Origin of the sequence: Sphaerisporangium sp. NBC_01403 (assembly GCF_045040145.1) — a bacterium.
In the GTDB taxonomy this organism is placed as follows: Bacteria; Actinomycetota; Actinomycetes; order Streptosporangiales; family Streptosporangiaceae; genus Sphaerisporangium; species Sphaerisporangium viridialbum.
In genome coordinates, this window is record NZ_CP109534.1 from 1,193,586 (window position 1) to 1,215,579 (window position 21,994).

16 protein-coding genes are annotated in these 21,994 nt (G+C 72.7%); 9 read left to right on the top strand and 7 right to left on the bottom strand.

Annotation, left to right across the window (positions count from 1 at the left end):
* The first annotated feature begins 131 nt into the window (after nucleotides 1-131).
* Complete coding sequence (gene rsgA, locus OG589_RS05145) at nucleotides 132-1,241, top strand: ribosome small subunit-dependent GTPase A (protein ID WP_405146616.1); 1,110 nt, start codon at nucleotides 132-134, stop codon at nucleotides 1,239-1,241.
* A 36-nt stretch (nucleotides 1,242-1,277) separates the two neighbouring features.
* Nucleotides 1,278-1,934, top strand: a complete 657-nt coding sequence (locus tag OG589_RS05150; RefSeq protein ID WP_405146618.1) for a phosphoribosyltransferase — start codon at nucleotides 1,278-1,280, stop codon at nucleotides 1,932-1,934.
* 154 nt (nucleotides 1,935-2,088) lie between these two features.
* Here the strand turns inward: OG589_RS05150 and OG589_RS05155 are convergent, their stop codons facing one another.
* The 3 genes from OG589_RS05155 to OG589_RS05165 all read right to left on the bottom strand — a co-directional run bounded on the left by OG589_RS05155 (nucleotide 2,089) and on the right by OG589_RS05165 (nucleotide 5,156).
* Nucleotides 2,089-2,400 carry a WhiB family transcriptional regulator gene (locus OG589_RS05155; protein ID WP_093171423.1) on the bottom strand — a complete coding sequence of 104 codons (312 nt, stop codon included), beginning with the start codon at nucleotides 2,398-2,400 and terminating at the stop codon, nucleotides 2,089-2,091.
* 113 nt (nucleotides 2,401-2,513) lie between these two features.
* Nucleotides 2,514-3,368 carry a sucrase ferredoxin gene (locus tag OG589_RS05160; protein ID WP_405146621.1) on the bottom strand — a complete coding sequence of 285 codons (855 nt, stop codon included), beginning with the start codon at nucleotides 3,366-3,368 and terminating at the stop codon, nucleotides 2,514-2,516.
* Between the two features lie 222 nt (nucleotides 3,369-3,590).
* The gene (locus OG589_RS05165) at nucleotides 3,591-5,156 is read right to left on the bottom strand and encodes a glycerol-3-phosphate dehydrogenase/oxidase (protein WP_405146623.1); all 1,566 of its coding nucleotides are present in this window, start codon (nucleotides 5,154-5,156) and stop codon (nucleotides 3,591-3,593) included.
* A gap of 97 nt (nucleotides 5,157-5,253) precedes the next feature.
* Between OG589_RS05165 and OG589_RS05170 the strand changes: the two genes are divergently transcribed.
* Both OG589_RS05170 and OG589_RS05175 read left to right on the top strand, forming a co-directional pair.
* A complete protein-coding gene (locus tag OG589_RS05170; RefSeq protein ID WP_405151960.1) occupies nucleotides 5,254-6,849 on the top strand; it encodes an FAD-binding oxidoreductase in 1,596 nt (531 codons plus the stop codon).
* A 93-nt stretch (nucleotides 6,850-6,942) separates the two neighbouring features.
* Nucleotides 6,943-8,529, top strand: a complete 1,587-nt coding sequence (locus tag OG589_RS05175; protein WP_405146624.1) for a metallophosphoesterase family protein — start codon at nucleotides 6,943-6,945, stop codon at nucleotides 8,527-8,529.
* Here OG589_RS05175 and OG589_RS05180 read toward each other — a convergent pair whose 3' ends face one another.
* From OG589_RS05180 to OG589_RS05195, 4 genes are all read right to left on the bottom strand, one after another.
* Nucleotides 8,530-10,974, bottom strand: coding sequence for a protein kinase domain-containing protein (locus OG589_RS05180; protein ID WP_405146626.1), 2,445 nt, complete (start codon nucleotides 10,972-10,974; stop codon nucleotides 8,530-8,532).
* A 139-nt stretch (nucleotides 10,975-11,113) separates the two neighbouring features.
* Entirely contained in the window at nucleotides 11,114-12,496 is a 1,383-nt protein-coding gene (locus tag OG589_RS05185; RefSeq protein ID WP_405146628.1) for a DUF1116 domain-containing protein, read from the bottom strand.
* On the bottom strand, nucleotides 12,493-13,872 hold the full coding sequence (locus tag OG589_RS05190) for an FdrA family protein (protein WP_405146630.1): 1,380 nt from the start codon (nucleotides 13,870-13,872) through the stop codon (nucleotides 12,493-12,495). Before OG589_RS05190 ends, OG589_RS05185 begins: the two co-directional genes overlap by 4 nt.
* A gap of 92 nt (nucleotides 13,873-13,964) precedes the next feature.
* A complete protein-coding gene (locus OG589_RS05195) occupies nucleotides 13,965-14,861 on the bottom strand; it encodes a DUF2877 domain-containing protein (protein WP_405146632.1) in 897 nt (298 codons plus the stop codon).
* A 156-nt stretch (nucleotides 14,862-15,017) separates the two neighbouring features.
* Here OG589_RS05195 and OG589_RS05200 point away from each other — a divergent pair, with 156 nt between their 5' ends.
* The 5 genes from OG589_RS05200 to cutA all read left to right on the top strand — a co-directional run bounded on the left by OG589_RS05200 (nucleotide 15,018) and on the right by cutA (nucleotide 21,918).
* Nucleotides 15,018-16,583 carry a PucR family transcriptional regulator gene (locus tag OG589_RS05200; protein WP_405146634.1) on the top strand — a complete coding sequence of 522 codons (1,566 nt, stop codon included), beginning with the start codon at nucleotides 15,018-15,020 and terminating at the stop codon, nucleotides 16,581-16,583.
* Between the two features lie 200 nt (nucleotides 16,584-16,783).
* Entirely contained in the window at nucleotides 16,784-18,160 is a 1,377-nt protein-coding gene (locus OG589_RS05205) for a uracil-xanthine permease family protein (protein WP_405146636.1), read from the top strand.
* Nucleotides 18,157-19,050 carry an FAD binding domain-containing protein gene (locus OG589_RS05210; protein WP_405146638.1) on the top strand — a complete coding sequence of 298 codons (894 nt, stop codon included), beginning with the start codon at nucleotides 18,157-18,159 and terminating at the stop codon, nucleotides 19,048-19,050. Before OG589_RS05205 ends, OG589_RS05210 begins: the two co-directional genes overlap by 4 nt.
* Entirely contained in the window at nucleotides 19,043-19,531 is a 489-nt protein-coding gene (locus OG589_RS05215; protein WP_405146640.1) for a (2Fe-2S)-binding protein, read from the top strand. Before OG589_RS05210 ends, OG589_RS05215 begins: the two co-directional genes overlap by 8 nt.
* Nucleotides 19,528-21,918, top strand: coding sequence for an aerobic carbon-monoxide dehydrogenase large subunit (gene cutA, locus OG589_RS05220; RefSeq protein ID WP_405146642.1), 2,391 nt, complete (start codon nucleotides 19,528-19,530; stop codon nucleotides 21,916-21,918). Before OG589_RS05215 ends, cutA begins: the two co-directional genes overlap by 4 nt.
* Nucleotides 21,919-21,994 lie beyond the last annotated feature (76 nt).

Below are 21,994 nucleotides of genomic sequence, written 5' to 3' on the forward strand. Positions count from 1 at the left end.
CGCTTCTGAGAGATGCGGCCGTGAACGACCGGGAGGTGAGGAAGATGCGGGTCTTTTGGAGATCACCCATGTCCATTTCCTCCCGGGCGCCGCTCACGCGCTGAAGCCGCCAGGCGCCCGGTTCTCGAAGGGTGCCTGAGTTGACCACTCTCGGTCATGATCTTTTCTCTCTCGGCTGGAACGAGTCCCTCGCCGCCGATCTTCCGGGCGGCGCCGTCCCCGCCCGGGTGGCCCGCGTCGACCGCGGTGCCGCCGACGTCATCACCATCGACGGCCACCACCACGCCCAGTACGCCGCCCGGCTGCGGCGGGCGACGGTGAACGACCCCGTGGCCCTGCCCTGCGTGGGCGACTGGGCCGCGCTCACCATGCTCGCGGAGGGCCGCTACGAGCTCGACGCGATCCTGCCGAGGCGCACCGCCTTCGTGCGCGGCGGCGTCAGCCGCGACTCGCGGGGCGGCCTGTCCGGCGACTCGCGCGGGCAGGTGCTGGCCGCGAACGTCGACGTGGTCTTCGTCGCCGAGCCGGCGATGCACGCCGGCGACTTCGCCGATCTCGGCCGCGTGGAGCGGCTCCTCGCCCTGGCCTGGGAGAGCGGGGCACGGCCGGTCGTGATCATCACCAAGTCCGACCTGGTCGGGCAGCACCTCCCCGGGCTGCTCGACGACGTGGCGGCGGTCGCGCCGGGCGTGGACCTCCACGCCGTCTGCTCGGTGACCGGGGAGGGGGTCGAGGTGGTGCGCGGCCACCTCGACGGCTCGCGCACCGCGGTGATACTCGGGGCCTCGGGCGCGGGCAAGTCGACGCTGGTCAACGCGCTGGCAGGCGAGCAGGTGATGGAGACCCAGCAGGTGCGCGCGGGCGACGGGCGGGGCCGGCACACCACCGTGCACCGCGAGCTGATCCCGCTGTCCGGCGGCGGCCTGGTGATCGACACACCGGGCATCCGCCGCGTCGGCATGTACGAGATGAGCCAGGGCGTCGACCTGGTGTTCTCCGACATCGAGCAGCTGGCCGAGGGCTGCCGGTTCGACGACTGCGCCCACGAGAGCGAGCCCGGGTGCGCCGTCCTCGAGGCTCTGGAGTCGGGCGAGCTGCCGGAGCGCAGGCTCGAGAGCTGGCGCAAGCTCCAGCGCGAGGCGGCGTGGATGGCCAGGCGCGGCGACGCCCGGCTGCGGGCCGAGGAGACCCGTAAGTGGAAGATCATCCACAAGTCCATGCGCAACCGGGGCCGCCCCTGACCGCTTGTGGTTCTGGAGGAAGGGTACGAAAGGGGCATGGGCGCTAGTCGGCGGGTGTCCCTGCCCTTCGCCGACAGGGCGGAGGCGGGCGCCCAGCTCGCCGAGATGCTGGCGGACCTCGGCCTCGCCGATCCGGTGATCCTCGCCCTGCCGCGCGGTGGCGTGGCGGTGGCGGCACCGGTCGCCGAACGGCTGGACGCGCCGCTGGACGTCCTCGTCACCCGGAAGATCGGCCACCCCGAGCAGCCGGAGCTCGGGGTGGGCGCCATCGCCGAGGGCGGGGAGCCGGTGCTCGACGCCTCGTTCCTGGCGCGCCTGAGGCTGACCGCGGAGGATGTCGCGACGATCGTCGAGCGGGAGAGGCGCGAGCTCGCGAGGCGGGTGGACGCCTACCGGGGCGAGCGCTCGCTCCCCAGGCTGGCGGGGCGGGACGTCGTCGTGGTGGACGACGGGCTCGCGACGGGCGCGACGGCCCGCGCTGCGCTGCGCGCCGTACGGGCGGGGAGGCCACGGAGGCTGGTGCTCGCCGTGCCGGTGGGGTCGCCGAGAACGGTCGCGGAGCTGAGAGACGAGGCGGACGAGGTGGTCGTGATCGCCACCCCGCCCGGGTTTCACGCTGTCGGCCAGTGGTACGTGCGGTTCGACCAGCTGACGGACGCGGACGTTCTCCGCCTGCTGCGGCAGGGGCGGTGAACGAGGACCTTCGCCTGCGTAGGGGGTGGGGGGAAGGTGTGGGCGTCACCCCGGAGGGGAATGACACCCGCATGATCATGCGGCAAATGCGGCCCTGGAGGCGTACAGGATCGGAAAAGCCGCATGATCACGGGGGAAACATGCCGGTGGAGGTTCAGGCAGCGCTGATGCCGGCGCTCGCGGCACGCCGCATGCGCCGACGGCGCTCGGACGCGCGCTCGTCCTCGTTGAGCCCGCCCCACGTGCCGTACTTCTCCGGACGGGAGAGGGCGTAGTCGAGGCACTCAGCACGGACAGGGCACTGGGCGCAGATGGCCTTGGCCTTGCGCTCGCGAATGTCGCGCTCCGGCTGACGCTCGCCGTCGGGACCGAAGAACAGCACAAGGTCCTCTCCCCGGCACGCGGCGTCATCCTGCCAACCCCAGCTGGGGCGCGGGCGGGCGATCTGCCGACGTACCTGAGACATGAGAAACCACCTTAGGTGAGAGGTATTTCGTGTTTGTGCCGCATTGGACGCATATGGCGTCCCTGGTTCCAACGCCGTGGTAGTCCGTGGTGTTCCCGGCTCCGTGAGGAGCCTCAGGTCAGAACGGGCGTGCCACGCTGGAGATGCTCCAGCGCCGCCAGCCTGTAGGTCATGATCGTGTCGGCGCACGCCATACCGCATGGCGCGAACACCGTCCGCTCGACCACAACCCTGAACCGGACGTCCCCGTGGCGCACAATCGCCTCGGTGACGTCACCGTCCAGCCTGGTGGATTCCACGGCCACTCCGCCTACCGAGAGCTCGCCCGTGTGTGCCCGGACGAAATGCTCGGCGGCCTGCGATGGCTCAGGGATGCCTGCGCGTCCCCGGAAACGGTCGAGAACGATCTCACCGTGCCGGTACGCGTTTGCCGCCGCGATCGCGGCAGCCTGAGACATGCTGCCGTAGTAAAGCCCGTGTGGCAAGCACACAAGGTTAGCGGCGTATCGATCGCCGCCCACATGAGTGGTTTCCCACACTCTTCCCGGCAGGCTCTCACCCAAAACCCGCGCGATGGGAAGGCCAATGCGGGCACAACACGCGTTGCGCCTGGCATGCGTGCAGACCAGGAACACCGGCTCCTTCACCAGTATGCAGGACTCCGGAACCACTCCGCGCACAAGAGATCCCAGGTCAAGATCTCCAGGGTCCTCGAAGAACCCCTCCGCGATCCATGGGACGTCCGCCGTGGTGTCGGCCACCATGACCCTGACCGGCCCCTGCGTCGCCCGGCGGTGCAGGGGACGCCTGATGAGCTGGGGACGGATCCCCAGCTCGGTCGCGCGCCCGATGAGCGCGTGGACCCCCGCGGGCAGCTCGCACTCCGCCAGATGGGACGCCCACGGCCCGGCATGCTCGATGAGCAGCCACAACCGGGCGCCGACGGTCGCGCTCGCGAGCGCCGGCACCTCACCTGTATGGCATCCGGCCGGGTGTTCGCACCCCCGGGCCCGGTCTCTCGTCACGCGATCCTCCCTACAGACTTAGGTAAGACTAACCTAACGGTAAGGGGCTTTGTGCGGCGGGGCGCAGGTTTGTGGGGTGTCCTTTTTCTCCACCCCTATGTCGACGCCTCGTGTGACATAACTCACGGTCTCGCCGGGCGGGTTGCCGGGAGCTCCGGCTTGGGGCTAGCGGGCGTGGTCGCGCAGCACCCGCTCGGCCGCGGGAAGGGCCGACGCGCGGTCCTCGGGCACCAGCCCGATGCGGGTGCGGCGGTCGAGGAGGTCGCCGGCGTCCAGCGCGCCCTCGTGCCGCACCGCCCACACCAGCTCGGCCGTCGTGACGCCCGTCGGCAGCGTCTCGGCGAGCTCGGGATCGCGGTCCGCGAGGGCATGGACGGCCGCCGCCTCCGAGCCGTACCGCTCGGACAGCCGCCTCGGGACGCCGTACCGCTCGGACGGCCGCCTCGGGACGCCGTCCCGCGAACCCCGGGCCGGGGCGGAGACGTCCGCGCCCACGAGGGGCAGGCGGGCCGTGCGGCTCCGGGGAGCGCGGGGGAAGGCCGCGTCGACGGCGTCCTCCGCCATCCTGCGGTAGGTGGTGAGCTTGCCGCCCACGATCGTCACGACGCCGTCAGAGGCCCTGACGACCGCGTGCCTGCGGGAGAGGTCGGCCGTGCGCCCATCGCCGGTCAGCAGCGGCCTCAGGCCCGCGTAGGCGCCCGCCACGTCCGCCCGGGCGACGGGAACCTCCAGAACGGAGTTGAGCACCTCCAGGAGGAACGCGATGTCGGTCTCGGGAGCCTCCGGCACGTCGGGGATCGGGCCGTCCACCGGCTCGTCGGTGAGCCCGACGTAGACGCGCCCGTCGGGCTGGGGGAGCACCAGGACGAACCTCGCCCCCTCGCCGGGGATCGGCACGTGCAGGCTCGCGCGCGGCTCGCCGAGGGTGCCCGGCCGCAGGACCAGGTGGGTGCCCCTGGAGGGCCGCATGGACACCGAGGCGGTCAGCCGCCCCGCCCACACGCCCGTCGCGTTGACGACCCTGCGGGCGCGGATCGTGAAGGTCTCGCCGCCCAGCTCGTCGCGGACCTCCGCGCCGTCGCCGGACAGGGTGAGGGCCCGGCACCGGGTGAGCACCCAGGCGCCGTGGGCGGCGGCGGTCCTGGCGATCGCGACCACCAGCCGGGCGTCGTCGACGACCCGCCCGTCGAAGGACGCCAGCGCGCCGCGCAGCCCGTGCGGGCGCAGGGCCGGGACGAGGGCGCGGGCGCGGGCGGCCGCCACGCGGGACGGGCCGGGGAGCAGGTGGCGCGGGGTTCCCGCCGACGCCCTGAGCAGGTCTCCGAGCCGGTAGCCCGCCATCACGACCTCGGCCTGTGCCCTGGACACCTCGGGGGTCAGGGGCAGCAGGTAGGGCTGGGCGCGCACCAGGTGGGGAGCGGTGTGGCGCAGCAGCACCCCGCGCTCGGCCGCGCTCTCCATGGCCACCCCGATCTGGCCCTTGGCCAGATAGCGAAGCCCGCCGTGGATCATCTTGGAGCTCCACCGCGAGGTGCCGAAAGCCAGGTCGTGGGCGTCGATCGCCGCGACGGACAGGCCGCGGGAGGCGGCGTCGAGCGCCACGCCCGCGCCCGTGGCGCCCAGCCCGACCACCAGCAGGTCCACGACCGTCTCACGCGCCTCGGCCAGCTCGCGGGCACGCCGGGAGGCGTTGAGGGAGGATCCGGGGGCGACGCCGGGGTTGTGGCTCATGGTCCTGGCACCTCTCCAGGGGACACCCGGAATGGCGACCACAGCCGGGCGTGTCACAGTGTAGGACGTGGAAACTCCCGACACCGCCGCGGAACCGATGCTCTGGTCAGGCTGGGGCGATCCCGCCAAGGCCGCCGAGCTGCCCCAGTCCGTCCGCAAGCTGCTGAGCGAGCTGCTCGGCGTGCGTGAGCCCGCGCGGCCGGCCGCGTCCTTCGGAGAGGTCAGGCTGCGCGCCGCCGCCCTGTCTCCGCTGATCCTCGCCGACCTCCGCAAGGCCGTCGGCGGCGAGCACGTCCGGTTCGACGACGATGCCAGGATCCGCCACACCAGGGGCAAGTCCACGCCCGACCTGCTGCGCATGCGCGACGGCGACGGTTCGGAGGCCCCGGACGCGGTGCTGCTGCCCGGGTCGCACGACGAGGTGCTGGAGGTGCTCCGCATCTGCGCGCACCACCGGGTCGCGGTCGTGCCCTTCGGGGGCGGCACCTCGGTGGTCGGCGGGCTGGTGGCCTCGCGGCAGGGCTTCGCCGGCGTGGTGGCCCTCGACCTGGCCAGGCTCAACCGGCTCATCTCGGTGGACACCGAGTCGATGGTCGCCGACCTTGAGCCGGGGCTGCGCGCCCCGCAGGCCGAGCAGCTCCTGGCCAGGCACGGGCTCACCCTCGGCCACTTCCCCCAGTCCTATGAGTACGCCACCCTGGGCGGCTTCGCGGCGGCGAGATCGAGCGGCCAGGCGTCGGCCGGGTACGGCCGCTTCGACGACATGGTGGTGGGCGTGACCGTGGCCACCCCGCGCGGCACGCTGGAGTCCGGCCGCGCGCCGAAGTCCGCCGCCGGGCCCGACCTGCGCCAGCTCGTCCTCGGCTCGGAGGGCGCCTTCGGGGTCATCACCTCGATGCGGCTGCGGGTGCGGCGGGCGCCGGCGGAGAAGGTGTACGAGGGGTGGCGGTTCGCGTCCTTCACGGCGGGGACGGCCGCGCTGCGGCGCGTGGCGCAGGAGGGGCCGCTCCCGACGGTGCTGCGCCTGTCCGACGAGACCGAGACCATGGTGGGCCTCGCCAAGCCGGGGGAGATCGGCGGGGTACGGCCCGACGCGGGATGCCTGGCCGTCGTCGGGTACGAGGGCGAGGCCGGCGACGTCGCCCACCGGCGTGAGCGCACCGCTGAGACCCTGTCCGCGCTGGGCGGCGTCTACCTCGGCCCCGAGCCGGGCGAGGCGTGGGCCCACGGACGCTTCAGCGCGCCGTATCTGCGCGACGCGCTGCTCACCGCCGGGGCGACCGTGGAGACGCTGGAGACCGCCTGCTTCTGGTCGAACATCCCGAGGCTCTACGACGCCGTTCGGCTGGTGCTCAGCGTGGCGCTCGCGCCCGCGGACCTGTCGGGCCCCGGCGGGCCGCCGCTGGTGATGTGCCACCTGTCGCACGTTTACGGGACGGGCGCGTCGCTGTACTTCACCGTGGTCGCCTCCCAGACCGCGGACCCGCTCGGGCAGTGGGACACGGCCAAGCGGGCGGTCAACGAGGCGATCGGGCTGGCGGGCGGCACGATCTCGCACCACCACGGCGTCGGCAGGGACCATCGGTCGGCGTACGCCGACGAGATAGGCGAGCTCGGGGTCGAGATCCTCCGCGCGGTCAAGGAGCGCCTCGACCCGGCCGGCATCCTCAATCCGGGGGTCCTGATCCCCTGATCGACCGGTCTGGGGGGCCGGGAGTGAAACGTCCGGGAGACCCGATTGGTGAGTCGGCGTGCGATCCATCAAGATCACGGCAAAGATAGGGTCATGGTCGATGTGGAGCGGGCAGCCGCGCGTGGCAGGCGGGTCTCGTCCCGGGTGTCCGAGGAGGGCGCCGGGTGGTCCTGCCAGGAGATGGGCACGTTCCAGAAGCTGCGCCCGAACGAGGACAGCTTCTCCTGGCTGGCGGTGAGGACCCTGCTGCGCTCGCGCAACGAGATCCTCGCCCAGCTCTTCGGCGACCCGTCCAACGAGGTGCGCCGGCGCTGGATGGCGGCACGGCAGGAGAGCGGCGTCGACCCCGATTTCCGGATAAAGCCTGATCTGGGGGCCGAGTACAGCTTCCTGATCATCGGCGACACCGGCGAGGGCGACGCCTCGCAGTACGCCGTGGTGCCCGGGCTGCTCGCCATCGGCGCCGACACCGCCTTCGCGGTCGTCGCGAGCGACGTCATCTACCCCACGGGCTCGGGCAACGAGTACGACGACAAGTTCTTCCGCCCGTACAAGGACTATCCCGCCCCGATCTACGCCATCCCCGGCAACCACGACTGGTACGACGGGCTCGGCGGGTTCATGCGCGTCTTCTGCGACGCGCCGGCGCTGGAGGCGCGGCGCCAGGGGTTCTCGCTGTCGCCCTCGGGCCTGCGGGGCCTGTTCTGGACCAAGCCCGAGACGATCGACGAGCCGCGCCTGGCCGAGGCGCGCGCGAGACGGTCGAGTCCCGCCCAGCGGGCGGCGCAGCCCGCGCCCTACTGGGTGATCGACCTGCCCGGCCTGCTGCTGGTGGGCATCGACACCGGCATCCGCGGCACCATCGACCGCGACCAGGGGGCCTGGCTGCGCCGGGTGTCGGCCGACCCCCGGCCCAAGGTGCTGATCACCGGCAAGCCGATCTACGACCGCAACGAGTACCACCCGTGCCCGATCGAGGACGGCGGCACGGTCGACGAGATCGTCACGGACCCCGCGAACAACTACGTCGCCGCCATCGGCGGGGACACCCACAACTACCAGCGCTACCCGGTCGAGGTCGGCGGGCGCACCATCCAGTACATCGTGTCCGGCGGAGGCGGGGCGTTCATGCACGCCACGCACACGATCCCCCGCGTCGACGTGGGAGGCGTGCGCGAGGACGCCTTCAAGTGCTACCCGCTGAGAGGCGACTCGCTGTCGTTCTACAGCAACCTCTACCGCGCCCGGCTGCGCATGCCCTGGCTCTACCTCACGCCCGACGAAGGCCTCGTGCTGATGTCCAGGCACATCGGCAACACCCCGCCGCGCCCGGTCGGCACGGGCGACGGCACGGACGGGACGGTGGGCGCGGACGGCTCGGAGCCCACCGTCCCCGGCCGGCCCGTGAAGATCACGGCGCGCATGAAGTGGGCGGCCCGCATCCTCGGCGGCTGGCCCATGCCGTTCCGCCTGCCGGTGGGGCGCACCTTCCACCGCTGGTTCTCCGAGCTGTCCGACTGGGACACCCCGCCGTTCTTCAAGAGCTTCCTGCACGTCTCCGTGCAGGACGGCACGCTGCGCATCCGCTGCTTCGCCGCCACCGGCTGCCGCCCTCAGGAGATCGAGCCCCCGATGGAGGACGAGGTGGCGATCCCGCTCGCCCCGCCGAGCGCCGGGTGATCAGGAAGCGGGCTTGAAGCTGCTCCACAGCACGGCCATCGTCTGGCGGTTGTCCGTCTGGTCCCACTCGGCGTCGGGCGCGGTGAACGTCACCTCGAAGGCCGTCTTGCCGTCGATCGCGATGTGCCGGGTGACGGCGTGCGCGGTCACGTTGTTCAGCGCGGTGTAGGTGTACTCCCAGACGCTCGCCTGCCACTTGCCGTTCCCGAAGGTGGAGGACTCCAGGCGGGCCTGGGCGTAGTCGGTGAGCGTGGCCTCGTCCTTGGCCTTGGTGAGCGCGGCCAGGCCGTCGTCGCCCGTGGAGGGCACCTTCTTGATCTGGATGCGCCGCCCGGAGCTCTTCGGGCCGAGGTAGGTCACCGCCTCGCCCGAGGTGGAGACCGTCCAGTCCTTGGGCACCGCGACCGACGCGCCGGCCGCGGTGTGCGTGCGGAAGCTCGCCGGGATCTCGGTGGGCACGGCCTGGTCGTCGGGGGCCGAGGCCTCTGGCGAGGACGGCCCGGCCGGGGCCGGGCCGCCGGTGGCGACGAGCGGGCTGGCGACGGCCTCCTGCGACGGGGAGCCCGTGGGCCACAGCACGAACAGCAGGGCGGCCACCACGCCGACGACCCCGATGCCGGCGAGCACGAGCAGGACGGGGGAGCGGCCCTCGCGGGCGTCGTCGTCCTCCATCCCGCGGCGGCGCGTACGGGCGTCCGGCTTCTCCTCGCGCGTGCCGCGGCCGTCGCCCTTGCGGTCGGGGCCGGCGAACGGGTCGCCGGGGAGGTCCCTGGCGAGCTCGTCGGCCAGGTTCGGGCCGGACCTCGCCGGCCACACCCGGGATCCGGGCGTCCCGGCCACCAGCGAGTCGCGGGCGGCGCCGGCCTGCGCCTGGGGGCTGGAGGTGCTCTTGAGCGCGTCGTACAGGTTCGACCGGGTGCCGTGGGACTTGTCCAGCCCCTCGTAGGGCCTCGGCTGGGGCCCCGAGGGGCTGCGCAGCGCGTCGTACGGGTCGGCCGGCCGCGGTCCCGAGGGGCTGCGCAGCGCGTCATACGGGTCGGGCTGCGGTCCCGAAGGGCTCCGGAAGGCGTCGAACGGGCTCGGCTGCGGTCCCGAGGGGCTGCGCAGCGCGTCGTAGGGGTTGACCGGCTGGGGTCCCGAGGGGCTGCGCAGGGCGTCGTACGGGCCCACCGGCTGGGGACCCGAGGGGCTGCGCAGCGCGTCGTAGGGGTTCGGCCGGGCGCCCGCCGGGCCGTCCGGCCCGTCGAAGGGGGAGCGCTGCGAGCCGGAAGGGCTGTCGAGCGCGTCGTAGCCGCCAGGAGCCCCGTAGGCGGTGGCCCCCGTGGCGGAGCCGCCGCCATGCGCGCGCGACGGATCGAGGTGACCGGCCTGGCCGGCGGAGTCCTGGTCGAACGGGATTCGCACGGGTCCCGACGGGGTCTCGATGATGCGCGAGGGCATCGGCCCCGACGGCGGGTCGAGTGGAGGGAGCATGTGCACCGGCGTCGAGTCGGCCTGCGTCGGCAGGGGCGTCGGGACATGACGGTCGCCGAGGAGCGCGAGCCCCGAGCCGTGGGTGCGCAGCACCCGTTCCAGCAGCTCTGCGGCCTGGGCGGCGGGCATACGGTCGGCGGGGTTCTTGCGCAGCAGCCCCTCGATGACCGGCAGCAGCGCTCCGGCGCGCTGCGGGCGGTTGGGCTCCTGCGTCAGCACCGCGCCGAGGACGGCCACCGCGTCCGGCCCCTCGTACGGCGGGCGGCCCTCGACGGCGGCGTAGAGCGTCGCGCCGTAGGACCACAGGTCGGCCGCGTGGGTGATCGGGCGGCCCTGGAGCCGCTCCGGCGGGATGTAGGCGGGCGAGCCCATGAGCAGGCCCGTCTGGGTGATGGTGACGTCACCCTCGATCGCGGCTATGCCGAAGTCGGTGAGCACCACGCGGTCGGCGGTGAGCAGCACGTTGCCGGGTTTGACGTCCCTGTGCAGGATGCCGGCGGCGTGGGCGTGCCGCAGCGCGTCGAGCACGCGGACGCCGATCTCGGCGGCCTGCACCACCGGCAGCGGCCCGCTCTGCCGCACGGCCTGCTCCAGCGACCAGGCGCGCACCAGCTCCATGACGATCCAGGGACGTCCGTCCTCCTCGACGACGTCGTGGACGGTGACGATGCCCGGGTGGCTGAGCCGTGCGGCGGACCTGGCCTCGCGCAGCATGCGCCGGTGCGCGACCTGCTTGCCCGCGTGGTCGAGGCCGAAGGGCAGGATCAGCTCCTTGACCGCGACGTCGCGGTCGAGGAGCACGTCATGGGCGTGCCAGACCATGCCCATGCCACCACGGCCGACCGGCGAGAGCAGGCGGTAGCGCCGGCCCACCAGCCGTCCCTGACCCTCTGGCGCGACCCCGGCGTCGCCCAAGGGGCTCTTACCCTCGGTCATGGAGGGCGCCCTCCCGAGCGCGCGATCGGTCGTCATACCGCGGTCCCCAATTCACGCTCGTCCGCGTCATATCCCCATTTTGTGGATCATGTATGGATCATGTGCGTCGTCAAGACGGTGAGGCTGGCCACTGATATTAGGGTCAAAGCCGGGTCAATGGGAATTCGGTCATCTTTTACGTATCGGCGAGCGCGGCCAGAGCCGAGGTGAACGCTTCGGCCGGCGGGCTGACCAGACCCGCGCCGACCTGCCCGGTTCCCGCCACGCGGCCCGCGATGCCGGTGTTGACGACCGGGAGCTGCCCCGTCCTCGCGATCAGCGCGATGTCGATGCCCGTGGGAGTGCCCCTGAAGCCGAGCCCGGGAATCTGGTACGCCGGGTGCTCCGCCAGCGTGATCTCGTACATGGACCGGGTGGCGGCGATCGCGTCCGACACGTCGCCCCCGACGAAACGCACGATCGCCGGCGCGGCGGCCATGGCGAACCCGCCCAGACCGGACGTCTCGGTGATCGTGGAGTCGCCGATGTCGGGGTTGGCGTCGTCCGGCCCGTAGGCGCCCAGGTAGAGGCCGTCGGGAACCCCGGCGGGGCCGGTGAACCACCGGTCGCCGAGCCCGGAGACCTGGATGCCGAAATCGGTGCCGTTGCGCGCCATGGCGACCACGAGCGAGGACCCGGGAACGTCCCTGGCGGCGTCGGCGCTGACCTTCCCCGCCGCCATTCCCGCGTTCAGGAAGAAATGATCGTTGCCGTTGATGAACCGCAGAACGGCGGCGGCGTGCTCGGGCGAGGCCTCCACGATCGCCGGGGCGATCTCGCGGACCATGAGGGAGGTGGCCGCGCGGTTACGGTTGTGTAGCTCGTCGCCCATCTGGAGCGCCTGGGCGATCAGCGAGCGCAGGTCGATCGGGCCGCTCACGGCCAGCGCCCCCGCGAGCACCGGCCCGAGCACCTCGCCCATCCAGCGCAGCCGCTCGACGACGTCGGGCCCGTAGGCGCCGTACCGCAGCACCTTGCCCAGCCCCTCGTTGAGCGAGCAGTACGCGGTGCCGCCGTGCTCGCCGTCGACGACCTCGAACATCCACATCGACGGGCTCACCACCCCGGCCATCGGCCCGACGGTGCGGTGGTGGTGGCAGGAGTCGAGCTTCACGCTCCCGGAGACCAGCAGGCGCTCGGCCTCCTCGGCGTCGGACGCGAGACCCTCGAAGATCGCGGCGCCGATCAGCGCTCCGCGCATCGGCCCCGAGGCACGCTCCCAGTCGATGGGGGGCCCGGCGTGGAAGAAGGTGCGCTCGGGTAGGTCGAGCACGTCGCGCGCGGGCTTCACCCCGACGAGCTGGGGGCGGGCCGAGAGCAGCCGGCCGACGGCGACCTCGTTGGCGCGCTGCCTGCGCGGGTCGGCGAGCACCTTGGCCAGGGCCCCGGAGGTGCCCGGGAGCGGGGGCCGCCAGTCGACCCCGAAGCGCGGCACGGCCTGCTGGTCGAGCGCTTCGGCGAGCACGGCGGCGCCGGCGGTGATCACGCGGGGCTCGCCGTCGAGCATGGACAACCTCACAGGGCACTCCCGATCAGGCTCGCGGCGTGCCTGGCGGCGGCCGCGTTGGAGGTGAACACCGAGGCCCCGGCCTCGACCAGGGCGTCCGCCTGCCGGCGCAGGCCCTGCGGGTCGGACTCCGTGCCGACCAGGGACACCACCACGGACGCGCCCCGCTCGCACGCCTCGCTGACCGCGGGTGCCAGCCGGGCCGCGGGGTCGGGCTCGGCGGCGTGGCCGAGCACCACGTCGAGCAGCACGACGCCGGAGGCCCGCCCGAGCGCCTCCAGGCGCAGGGTCGGATCGATCATCGGATGGGCGCGGCCCCGGGTGTACTCGTCGTCGCCGAAGTCGGTGAACTCGCCGGTGCCCGCGATGATGCGCGCCTCGGTGCACAGCGTGCCGCCGGAGTACAGCCCGCACAGGCCGGCCGACGGCCTGCCCTCCTGCGGGACGGTCCACGAGGGCCATTCGGGCACCGGCAGGCCGAGGGTGCGGAGGGCCTTCTCGGCCGCCGAGGTCAGGTCGCCCTGCCCGGGCCCGAGCAGGGCGGTGACGACCGGCGTCGCGAGCCCATCGATGGCCCGGCGCACGACCTCCGCGACCTCGGGGGCGGGCGGCTTGGAGATCAGGACGATCAGCTCGGTGGCCGGGTCGGCGTCCAGGGCCGCGAGGGCCACCAGCGTGGACCGCCCGCCCACCGCCGCCGACAGATCCCTGCCGCCCACACCCAGGACGTGGCTCACCCCGGCGCCCGCGTGGTCGAGCAGGCAGGTCACCTGCTGGGCGCCGGTGCCCGAGGCGGCCACCACGCCCACGCGCCCCGGGCGCAGGACGTTGGCGAACCCCAGCCCGGCCCCGCCGACGACCGCCGTGCCGCAGTCGGGGCCCATCACGAGCACGCCCCGCTCGCTCGCGCGCTCCTTGAGCAGGACCTCCTGCTCGACCGGGATGTTGTCACTGAAGATCATCACCGACAGCCCGGCGTCGATCGCGTCCATCGCCTCGGCGAAGGCGTGCTCGCCGGGCACCGACACCAGCGCCAGCGAGGCGTCCCACGCCCGCGCTGCCGCCCGGGTCGTACGAGGAGGGCTCTCGGCGCGGGCGCCGCCCGGCCCTCCGCCCCTGGCCAGGGCGGCGAACTGCCGGTCGAGCTCCTCAGCCCCGTCCTTCAGCGCCGCGTCCGACTCGGCCCGGATGGCGACCAGCAGGTCGGACGGCCCGGTCTCGGGTATCTCGAACCCGGCCTCCCTGGCCAGCCCGAGGTTCAGCTCGGTCGCCATGGCCACCACCGCGACGGTGACGCCCGGGCGGGAGCTCAGCGCCTGGCTGATCCGCATCAGGCTCACCGAGTCGTGATAGACCCCGGCGCGTACCTCCACCAGATCGGTAGTCATGGCCAACGGTCGCTCACCGCCCCTCGTAAGAAGTCCGCTCACATGTCGATCATCGCTCACCGCGTCCCCCGCGGGAGCGCTTACCTGGTTGTTCACCTGGCCGTTCGTAAGCTCCCTGCGAGCTCCACGACCGCGGACACACCCGTTCGCAGGCCCCAGGCGAGGTCGGCGCCCGAGGTGTGGCCGAGCCGGAGCAGGCGGTGCACCGCGGGTTCGAGCGGCTGGTGGCCGGCGATCCCGCGCAGCACCGCGAGCGCGTCGGCGCAGGCCTGGCCCTGGGCGGCGCAGTGGAGCAGCGTCGCCGAGATCGGGGTGGTGCGCGTGCGGGCGTCGAACGCCACGGTCGCGGCGAGCCAGTCGGCCAGCCACACGGCCCTGCCCACGCCCGCCGCCCTGCCGACCTGGCGCAGCGCGACCAGCACGCCCGCGAGCATGTCGTCGCCGCTGGGTGTCAGTCCGGGGCCGAGGCCCATGAGCTGCTCGGTCGCGGTGATGGCCGCCGTCAGCGAGCCCCGGGCGCAGCCCTCGGCGAGCAGCGCTCCCGCGCCGCCGTCGGCGAGCCCGGGCCTGCGGGGCGACGCCTGACAGATCTCGCCGAGCCGAGGGAGCACCCGCTCCAGGCGCGGGAGCTCGATCGGCCCGAGCGAGGGCGCGGGATCCCACCAGCGGCGGACGCGGACGGTCAGGCGGCCGATCTCGATGCACCCGTCGCCGACCGCGGCCTCGTCGCCCGCCGCCGTCGCGGGCAGCGGGTCGCTCAGCACGACGGCGTTGGGCAGCCGCGTCGCCTCCCCGGTGACGACCGCCACGACGGACGGCTCGACGTCGGTGCGGATCTCCAGGTAGACGCCCAGCGGGAACACCGCCAGCACCCGTGCGGGCCGCCGCGGCGACTCGAGCGCCGGGCGCAGCGCGGTGCTCGCCGCGCCGAACGCTTTCGCATCCCCCGGCGCGCGGTGTTGGATCCGTGTACGCGTCCCCAGTGTCACTCGGCCTCCCCGCGAGTCTGGGGGAACCGTAGAACGGTCCTGGAGATCGGCCGTACGGAGAAAGATGCCAACAGTTCTCCAAGGAGTTGGCTCTTGTTGACAGACAGGGTGTTCCGTCAGAATCTCTGAAACGGCGTTCCACCCTGGAGCAGCACCATGACAGCTGACCCATCACCCCCGGCGATGCGACTGGCCTCCACGGGCACCATCATCCACGGCGTGTCCGTGGGCGAGGTCCTCGGCGTATCCACACTGGCGGGAGCCCGCCTGATCGGCGGCAGGACCGGCCTCGACCGCATCGTCCAGCGACTCAACGTCATGGAGGTGCCCGACATCCTCGCGTGGGTGAAGCCTCACGAACTGCTGCTCACCACGGGATACCCCCTCCGGAACACGCCGCAGTCCCTCGGACGGCTCGTCACCGACCTCGACGAGCGCGGCCTCGCGGCGCTCGGCATCAAGCTCGGCAGGTACGTCGACGAGCTGCCCGCCGAGATGGTGGAGCAGGCCGACCGGCTCGGCTTCCCGCTGATCCTGCTTCCCAACGACGTCGGCTTCGACGACATCCTCAACCAGGTGCTCACCGACATCCTCAACCGGCAGGCCGCGCTGCTCGCCCGCACCGAGGAGGCGCACAGGGCGCTCGTGCAGATCGTGCTGGCCGGCGGCGGGCTGCGCGAGGTCGTGGCCGAGGTGGCGGGGCTTCTCGACGTGGCCGTCGCCGTCGTCGACCCCGCCGGTCACGTGCTCGAAGCCGCCGGCGACACCACGCTGCTGCGCGCCGCCCCCGCGGTCTCCGGCGGCGACTACACGGTCGTCCCCGTCGTCGCGGGCGGCCACCACCACGGGCGCATCGTCGCCCACAGCCCCGGCGGAGCCATCCAGGACGGCGACATCGGAATCCTGGAACGTGCCGCCACGGTGGCGGCCCTCGTGGTGACCAGGCAGGAGGCCGTCGCCGCCGTCGAGAGCAAGTACCGCGCCGACTTCCTGCGGGACGTCCTCACCGGCAGGGGCGGGCCGAGGGCGGCCGCCCGCGCCCGCGCCTTCGCGTGGGATCTCGAACGGCCCGTCGGCGTGCTCGTCGCCGAGATCGACCCCGAGTGGGACATCCCCCCGGACCGGCTGCTCACCGCGTGGGTCACCGCGCTGCGGCGGCACGACCCGCGCGGCGCCGTCGCGGGCTTCTCCCACGAGGTGGTCGCCATCGTCGGGTCGGGCGTCGACATGGCCCGGCTGGCCAAGGACGCCGTGGCCGCCTTCGCCGACTGCCAGCCCGCCACCTTCTCCACGGGCATGAGCAGGGTCGCGCAGGGGGCCGAGCTGTTGCCCGACGCCTACGGCCAGGCGCTGAAGGCGGCCAGGGTGGGCCGCCAGCTCCACGGGCCGGGCGCGGTCGCCCACTTCGACCAGCTCGGCGTCTACCGGCTCCTGTCGCTCGTCAACGACACCGCCGAGTTGCACGCGTTCGTGAAGGAGACGCTCGGGCCGCTGGCGCTCGACGAGGACGCCGAGAACGCCGATCTGCGCCGCACGCTCCAGGTGCTGCTGGAGACCAACCTCAACGTGGCGGAGACCGCCCGCCGCCTGCACTTCCACTACAACACGCTGCGCTACCGCATCGGGAAGCTGGAACGCATGCTCGGCAACTTCACCGAGGACGCCCACCTGCGCCTCAACCTCACGCTGGCCCTGCACGTGCTGCGCATGCGGGGCATCTAGCCGGGCTAACGGCGACAGGGAGGTGCCGGTGCGCAAGAGGACTGCTCCTGAGGCGGGCACGTTTGGCAGATCCTTACCATGTGGACGGCCCTTCACAGGTCTAATGTGCCCGCAACAACGCGAACAGATAGCAGTACGCCGAGGAGGTCCGCCCGCGGGGTGGCCACCGACCGCCCGGCCCGGTCAGTGAAGGGGCTCATATGGCCTTCGGATGGAAGTTGCACGGCGACGGGCGCGGTCTCGCTCCTGGGGAGGTGGTCAAGCCCGACGAGCGGCTGAGCTGGCCGCGCATGGTCGGGTTCGGCGCGCAGCACGTCATCGCCATGTTCGGCGCGACGTTCGTGTTCCCTCTGGTGATGGGGTTGAACGCCAACCTGGCGATCATGATGTCGGGCGTCGCCACGATCCTGTTCCTGCTGATCGTGCAGGGGAGGATCCCGAGCTACCTGGGCACGTCGGCGTCGTTCGTGGGCGCCGTGGTCGCGATCCGCGCGGCCGGCGGCGACAGCGCCACGGTGACGGGCGCGATCCTGGTGGCGGGCGTGGTGCTCGCGCTGTGCGGCGTCGCGATCCACTACCTGGGCGTCCGGGCCATCAACAAGATCTTCCCGCCCGTCGTGACCGGCGCGGTGGTCATGCTCATCGGGTTCGGCCTCGCCTACGTCGTGTCCGACGTCTACTGGCCGCAGGACCAGTGGATCGCCCTGATCACCATGGTGGTCACCTTCGTCATCATCGTGGCCTTCAAGGGGTTCATCGGGCGCATCGGCATCCTCGTCGGCCTGGTGGTCGGCTTCGTGCTCTCCTGGCTGGCCGACAAGGCCTTCGGGAACATCACGGCCTTCAACGCCGGCATCGGGAAGGTCGACACCCACCCCCGGGTGAACTTCCAGGCGGTCGCGGACGCTCCCTGGTTCGGGCTGCCTGAGTTCCACGCGCCGCAGTTCGCGGGGTCCGCGATCGTCCTGGTGCTCCCGGCCGTCATCGCCCTCATCGCCGAGAACGTCGGGCACGTGAAGGCCGTCGGCGAGATGACCGGCGCCGACGTCGACCCGTACATGGGCCGCGCGGTCTTCGCCGACGGTGTCGGCACGGCCGTGGCCACCGCGGTCGGCGGCTCGCCCACCACCACGTACGCCGAGAACATCGGCGTCATGGCGGCGACCCGGGTCTACTCCACGGCCGCCTACTACATCGCCGCCGTGGTGGCGATCCTGTTCGGCCTGATCCCCAAGTTCGGCGCGCTGGTCGCCGCCACGCCGGGCGGCGTGCTCGGCGGCATCACGGTCATCCTGTACGGCATGATCGGCCTGCTGGGCGCGAAGATCTGGATCGAGAACCGTGTCGACTTCTCCAACCCGGTGAACATGGTGCCGATCGGAGCGGGCATCATCCTCGCCATCGGGCCGGTGTCGCACCAGATCACCAAGGATTTCTCGCTGGCGGGCATCGCGCTCGGCACGATCGTGGTGCTCGGCGGATACCACCTGCTCCGCGTGATCGCCGGTCAGCCCGGGCCCGCGGGCGGGTCAGGGCCCGAGCCGGCCCTCGTGGAAGGGAGCGACAGCAGCACGTGAAGCCTTCGGCGTTCGACTACCACGCGCCCCGCGACCTCGGCGAGACCCTTGAGGTCCTCGCCGGGGCCGGGGCCCACGGCAAGGTGCTGGCGGGCGGCCAGAGCCTGATCCCGCTTCTCAACATGCGGCTCGCCGCCCCGTCGCACCTGATCGACATCAACCGGGTCGCCTCGCTCGACACCATCGCGGTGGAGGGGGGCGGAGTGCGGGTCGGGGCGCTGGCCAGGCACGCGGCCGTGGAGCGGTCCTCCGCGGCCGCGCGGGCGCAGCCGCTGCTCCGCGACGCGCTGAGGCTGGTGGCGCACCCGGTGATCCGCAACCGCGGCACGATCGTCGGCAGCCTCGTCCACGCCGACCCCTCGGCCGAGCTGCCCGCCGTGCTGACCGTCCTCGACGGGTCGGTACGGCTGGCGCGGCACGGGGCCCCCGAGCGCGACGTCCCGGCGGGCGAGTTCTTCACCGGACCGATGGAGTCGGCGCTGGAGCCGGGCGAGCTGGCGGTCTCGGCGTTCTTCCCGTCCCTGCCCGCCCGCACCGGCACCGCCTTCTGCGAGGTCGCGCGCAGGCACGGCGACTACGCGATGGCGGGCGCCGCCGCCGTGGTGACCCTCGACGACGACCTGCGCATCGCCTCGGCCAGGGTCGCGTGCGTGAGCGTCGGCCCGGTGCCGGTGCTCCTCGACCTGTCGGAGGTGTGCGCCCACCGGCCCGCCGCCTCCGTCGACTGGGCCGCCGTGGCGCGGGCCGTACAGGACCGCATCGACCCGGACGGCGACATCCACGCGACGGCCGGCTACCGGCGGCACCTGACCGGGGTCCTGGCCGAGCGGGCGCTGCGCGTCGCCGCCCAGGAGGCCGCCGACGAGCTGGGGGAGTCCTCGAATGACTGAAGCGTTGCACGAGATCTCGCTGACCGTGAACGGCGTCGTGCGCGAGGCCAAGGTGCCGGGGCGGCGGCTGCTGTCCGACTGCCTGCGCCGCGAGCTGGGCCTGACCGGCACCCACGTCGGCTGCGAGCACGGTGTCTGCGGGTGCTGCACGGTGCTGCTGGACGGCGCCCCCGTGCGGTCGTGCCTGACCTTCGCGGTCTCGGTGGACGGCCACGAGATCACCACCGTGGAGGGGCTGAGCGCGCCCGACGGCACGCTGTCGCCGGTGCAGCGGGCGTTCTCCGAGTGCCACGCGCTGCAGTGCGGCTTCTGCACCCCGGGCTTCCTGTGCACGGCCACCGCCCTGCTGCGCGACAACCCCTCGCCCACCGACGACGAGGTGGTCGAGGGCATCTCGGGCAACCTGTGCCGCTGCACCGGCTACCAGAACATCGTCAAGGCGGTCCACCGCGCGGCCGAGCTGATGGGTGATGAAGCGTGACGACGAAGCTGTTCGGCGAGCGGGTGCAGCGCAGGGAGGACCGGCGGCTGATCACCGGCCAGGGCCGCTACGTCGACGACCTCGGGCGGGAGGCGCTCGCCGCCGCGTTCGTGCGGTCGCCGCACGCGCACGCCCGCATCCGCGACATCGACGTGTCGGCCGCCGTGGACGTGGACGGCCTGGTCGCGATCTACACCTGGGAGGACCTGCCGGAGCGCGTGCGCGACCCGCTGCCCCTGCTGATCCCGCACCCCGCGCTGACCCACGGGCGCACCGCCTACCCCCTGGCCAGGGACATCGTCAGGCACGTCGGCGAGCCGGTGGTCATGGTGGTGGCGCGCGACCGCTATCTCGCAGAGGACGCCGCCGCCCTCATCGAGGTGGACTACGAGTTCCTCAAGCCGGTCGTCGGCATCGAGGAGGCCGCGCACGGCACCCACCTGGTGCACGAGGACGTTCCCGGCAACCTCGGCGCCCACCTCGTACAGGAGGTGCCCTCGGAGCGGGGGCTCGGGGCGGCGGAGGCCATCGACGCGGCGCCGCACACGCTGTCGTTCCGGCTCGACTTCGAGCGCAGCGCGTCCATGCCCCTGGAGGGCCGGGGCGTCTACGCCCGGTGGGACTCCGACGACCGGTCGCTGCGCGTCTACTCCTCCACCCAGACCTCGACGAGCGTCCGCATGGCGATCGCCTCCAAGCTGGGGCTGCCGCTGCCCTCGGTGGAGGTGATCGCGCCGGACGTGGGCGGCGGGTTCGGCGTGAAGATCGTGCACCCCTGGCCCGAGGAGGTCCTCGTCCCCTGGGCGGCGATGCTGCTCGGCCAGGAGGTCAAGTGGACCGAGGACCGGCGCGAGCACTTCATCTCCTCGGCCCACGAGCGGGCCCAGGTGCAGCACGTGCGCGTCGGCTTCGACGACCAGGGCCGCGTCCTCGGCCTCGACGTCACGATCATGCACGACCACGGCGCGTACACGCCGTACGGCATCATCGTGCCGATCATCACCGCCACCCAGCTTCTGGGGCCGTACCGCATCGGCGCCTACCGCGTGGAGTTCTCCTCCATCTACACCAACACGGTGCAGGTCACCCCGTACCGAGGGGCGGGGCGCCCGCAGGGCGTCTTCTGCATGGAGCGCACGATGGACCGCATCGCGGCCCATCTCGGCCTCGACCGCACGGAGGTGCGCGCGGCCAACTTCATCCAGCCCGGCGACTTCCCCTACGACCAGGGCCTGATCTTCCAGGACGGCCGGCCGCTGATCTACGACAGCGGGGACTACCCCGAGTCGCTGCGGATGATCAAGGAGCTGATCGGCTGGGACGGCTTCGCGGAGCTGAGGGCGCAGGCGGCGGCGGAGGGGCGCCGCATCGGCATCGGCCTCGGATGCTACGTCGAGGGCACGGGCGTCGGCCCGTACGAGGGCGGCCACGTGCAGGTCACCTCCGACGGGCGCGTGCACGTCTCGACCGGCCTGACCTCGCAGGGCCAAGGGCACGAGACGGTGTTCGCGCAGATCGCGGCCACCGAGCTCGGGGTGCCGCTGGAGAAGGTCTCGGTGGTGACGGGGGACACGCGGCGCTTCGGGTACGCGGTGGGCACGTTCGCCTCGCGTGCCGCCGTGATGAGCGGCAACGCGATCGCCCTGGCCTGCCGCAAGGTGCGCGACAAGGCGCTGCGCATCGCCGCCGAGGCGCTGGAGGCCGATCCCCGCGACCTGGAGATCGAGGACGGGCTCGTCCGCGTGGCCGGCAACCCCGGGGCGTCCATCCCGCTGGCGACGGTGGCCGTGCTGTCCAACCCCCTGCGGTACGCCTTCGACGAGGAGACCAAGCGGGCCACCCAGTTCTCCGGCGCGGCCCCGATGGACCGGCCGCCCGTGGACGAGGGGGAGGAGCCGGGGCTGGAGGGGCGCGACTACTACTCGCCCGTCCGCTCGACGTTCGCCTCCGGCATGCACGCGGCCATCGTGGAGACCGACCCGGACACCGCGGAGATCCGCATCCTGCGGTACGCCGTCGTGCACGACTGCGGCAGGCTCATCAACCCGATGATCGTCGAAGGGCAGATCCACGGGGGAGTGGCGCAGGGCGTGGGCGGCGCGCTGTACGAGCGCATGGTCTACGACAACCATGGTCAGCTGCTCAACGCGTCGTTCATGGACTTCCTGATGCCGTACGCCACGGAGGTGCCGTTCATCGAGACGGCTCACCTTGAGACGCCGTCGCCGCTGAACCCCCTCGGGATCAAGGGCGCGGGCGAGGCCGGGGTGATCCCCGTCTCGGCCGTCATCGCCTCCGCCATCGAGGACGCCGAGGGCATCACCATCGACCGCATGCCCATCTCGCCCTCCGACCTGCACGACCTGAGGCACCGCGCCACGCCGTGACCGCGTTTCAGGCCTGTCTATGGCCTGTCTATGGCCTGACGGCCAGTTTTCCGCGCCATGCCGGTGCGGATCTGGT

Coding starts and splice junctions, on each gene's coding strand:
- OG589_RS05175 (WP_405146624.1), top strand. CDS start 6,943: ATGGTCGATGTGGAGCGGGCAGCCGCGCGTGGCAGGCGGGTCTCGTCC.
- OG589_RS05200 (WP_405146634.1), top strand. CDS start 15,018: ATGACAGCTGACCCATCACCCCCGGCGATGCGACTGGCCTCCACGGGC.
- OG589_RS05170 (WP_405151960.1), top strand. CDS start 5,254: ATGCTCTGGTCAGGCTGGGGCGATCCCGCCAAGGCCGCCGAGCTGCCC.
- OG589_RS05180 (WP_405146626.1), bottom strand. CDS start 10,974: ATGACGACCGATCGCGCGCTCGGGAGGGCGCCCTCCATGACCGAGGGT.
- OG589_RS05190 (WP_405146630.1), bottom strand. CDS start 13,872: ATGACTACCGATCTGGTGGAGGTACGCGCCGGGGTCTATCACGACTCG.
- OG589_RS05155 (WP_093171423.1), bottom strand. CDS start 2,400: ATGTCTCAGGTACGTCGGCAGATCGCCCGCCCGCGCCCCAGCTGGGGT.
- OG589_RS05165 (WP_405146623.1), bottom strand. CDS start 5,156: ATGAGCCACAACCCCGGCGTCGCCCCCGGATCCTCCCTCAACGCCTCC.
- OG589_RS05150 (WP_405146618.1), top strand. CDS start 1,278: ATGGGCGCTAGTCGGCGGGTGTCCCTGCCCTTCGCCGACAGGGCGGAG.
- OG589_RS05205 (WP_405146636.1), top strand. CDS start 16,784: ATGGCCTTCGGATGGAAGTTGCACGGCGACGGGCGCGGTCTCGCTCCT.
- OG589_RS05215 (WP_405146640.1), top strand. CDS start 19,043: ATGACTGAAGCGTTGCACGAGATCTCGCTGACCGTGAACGGCGTCGTG.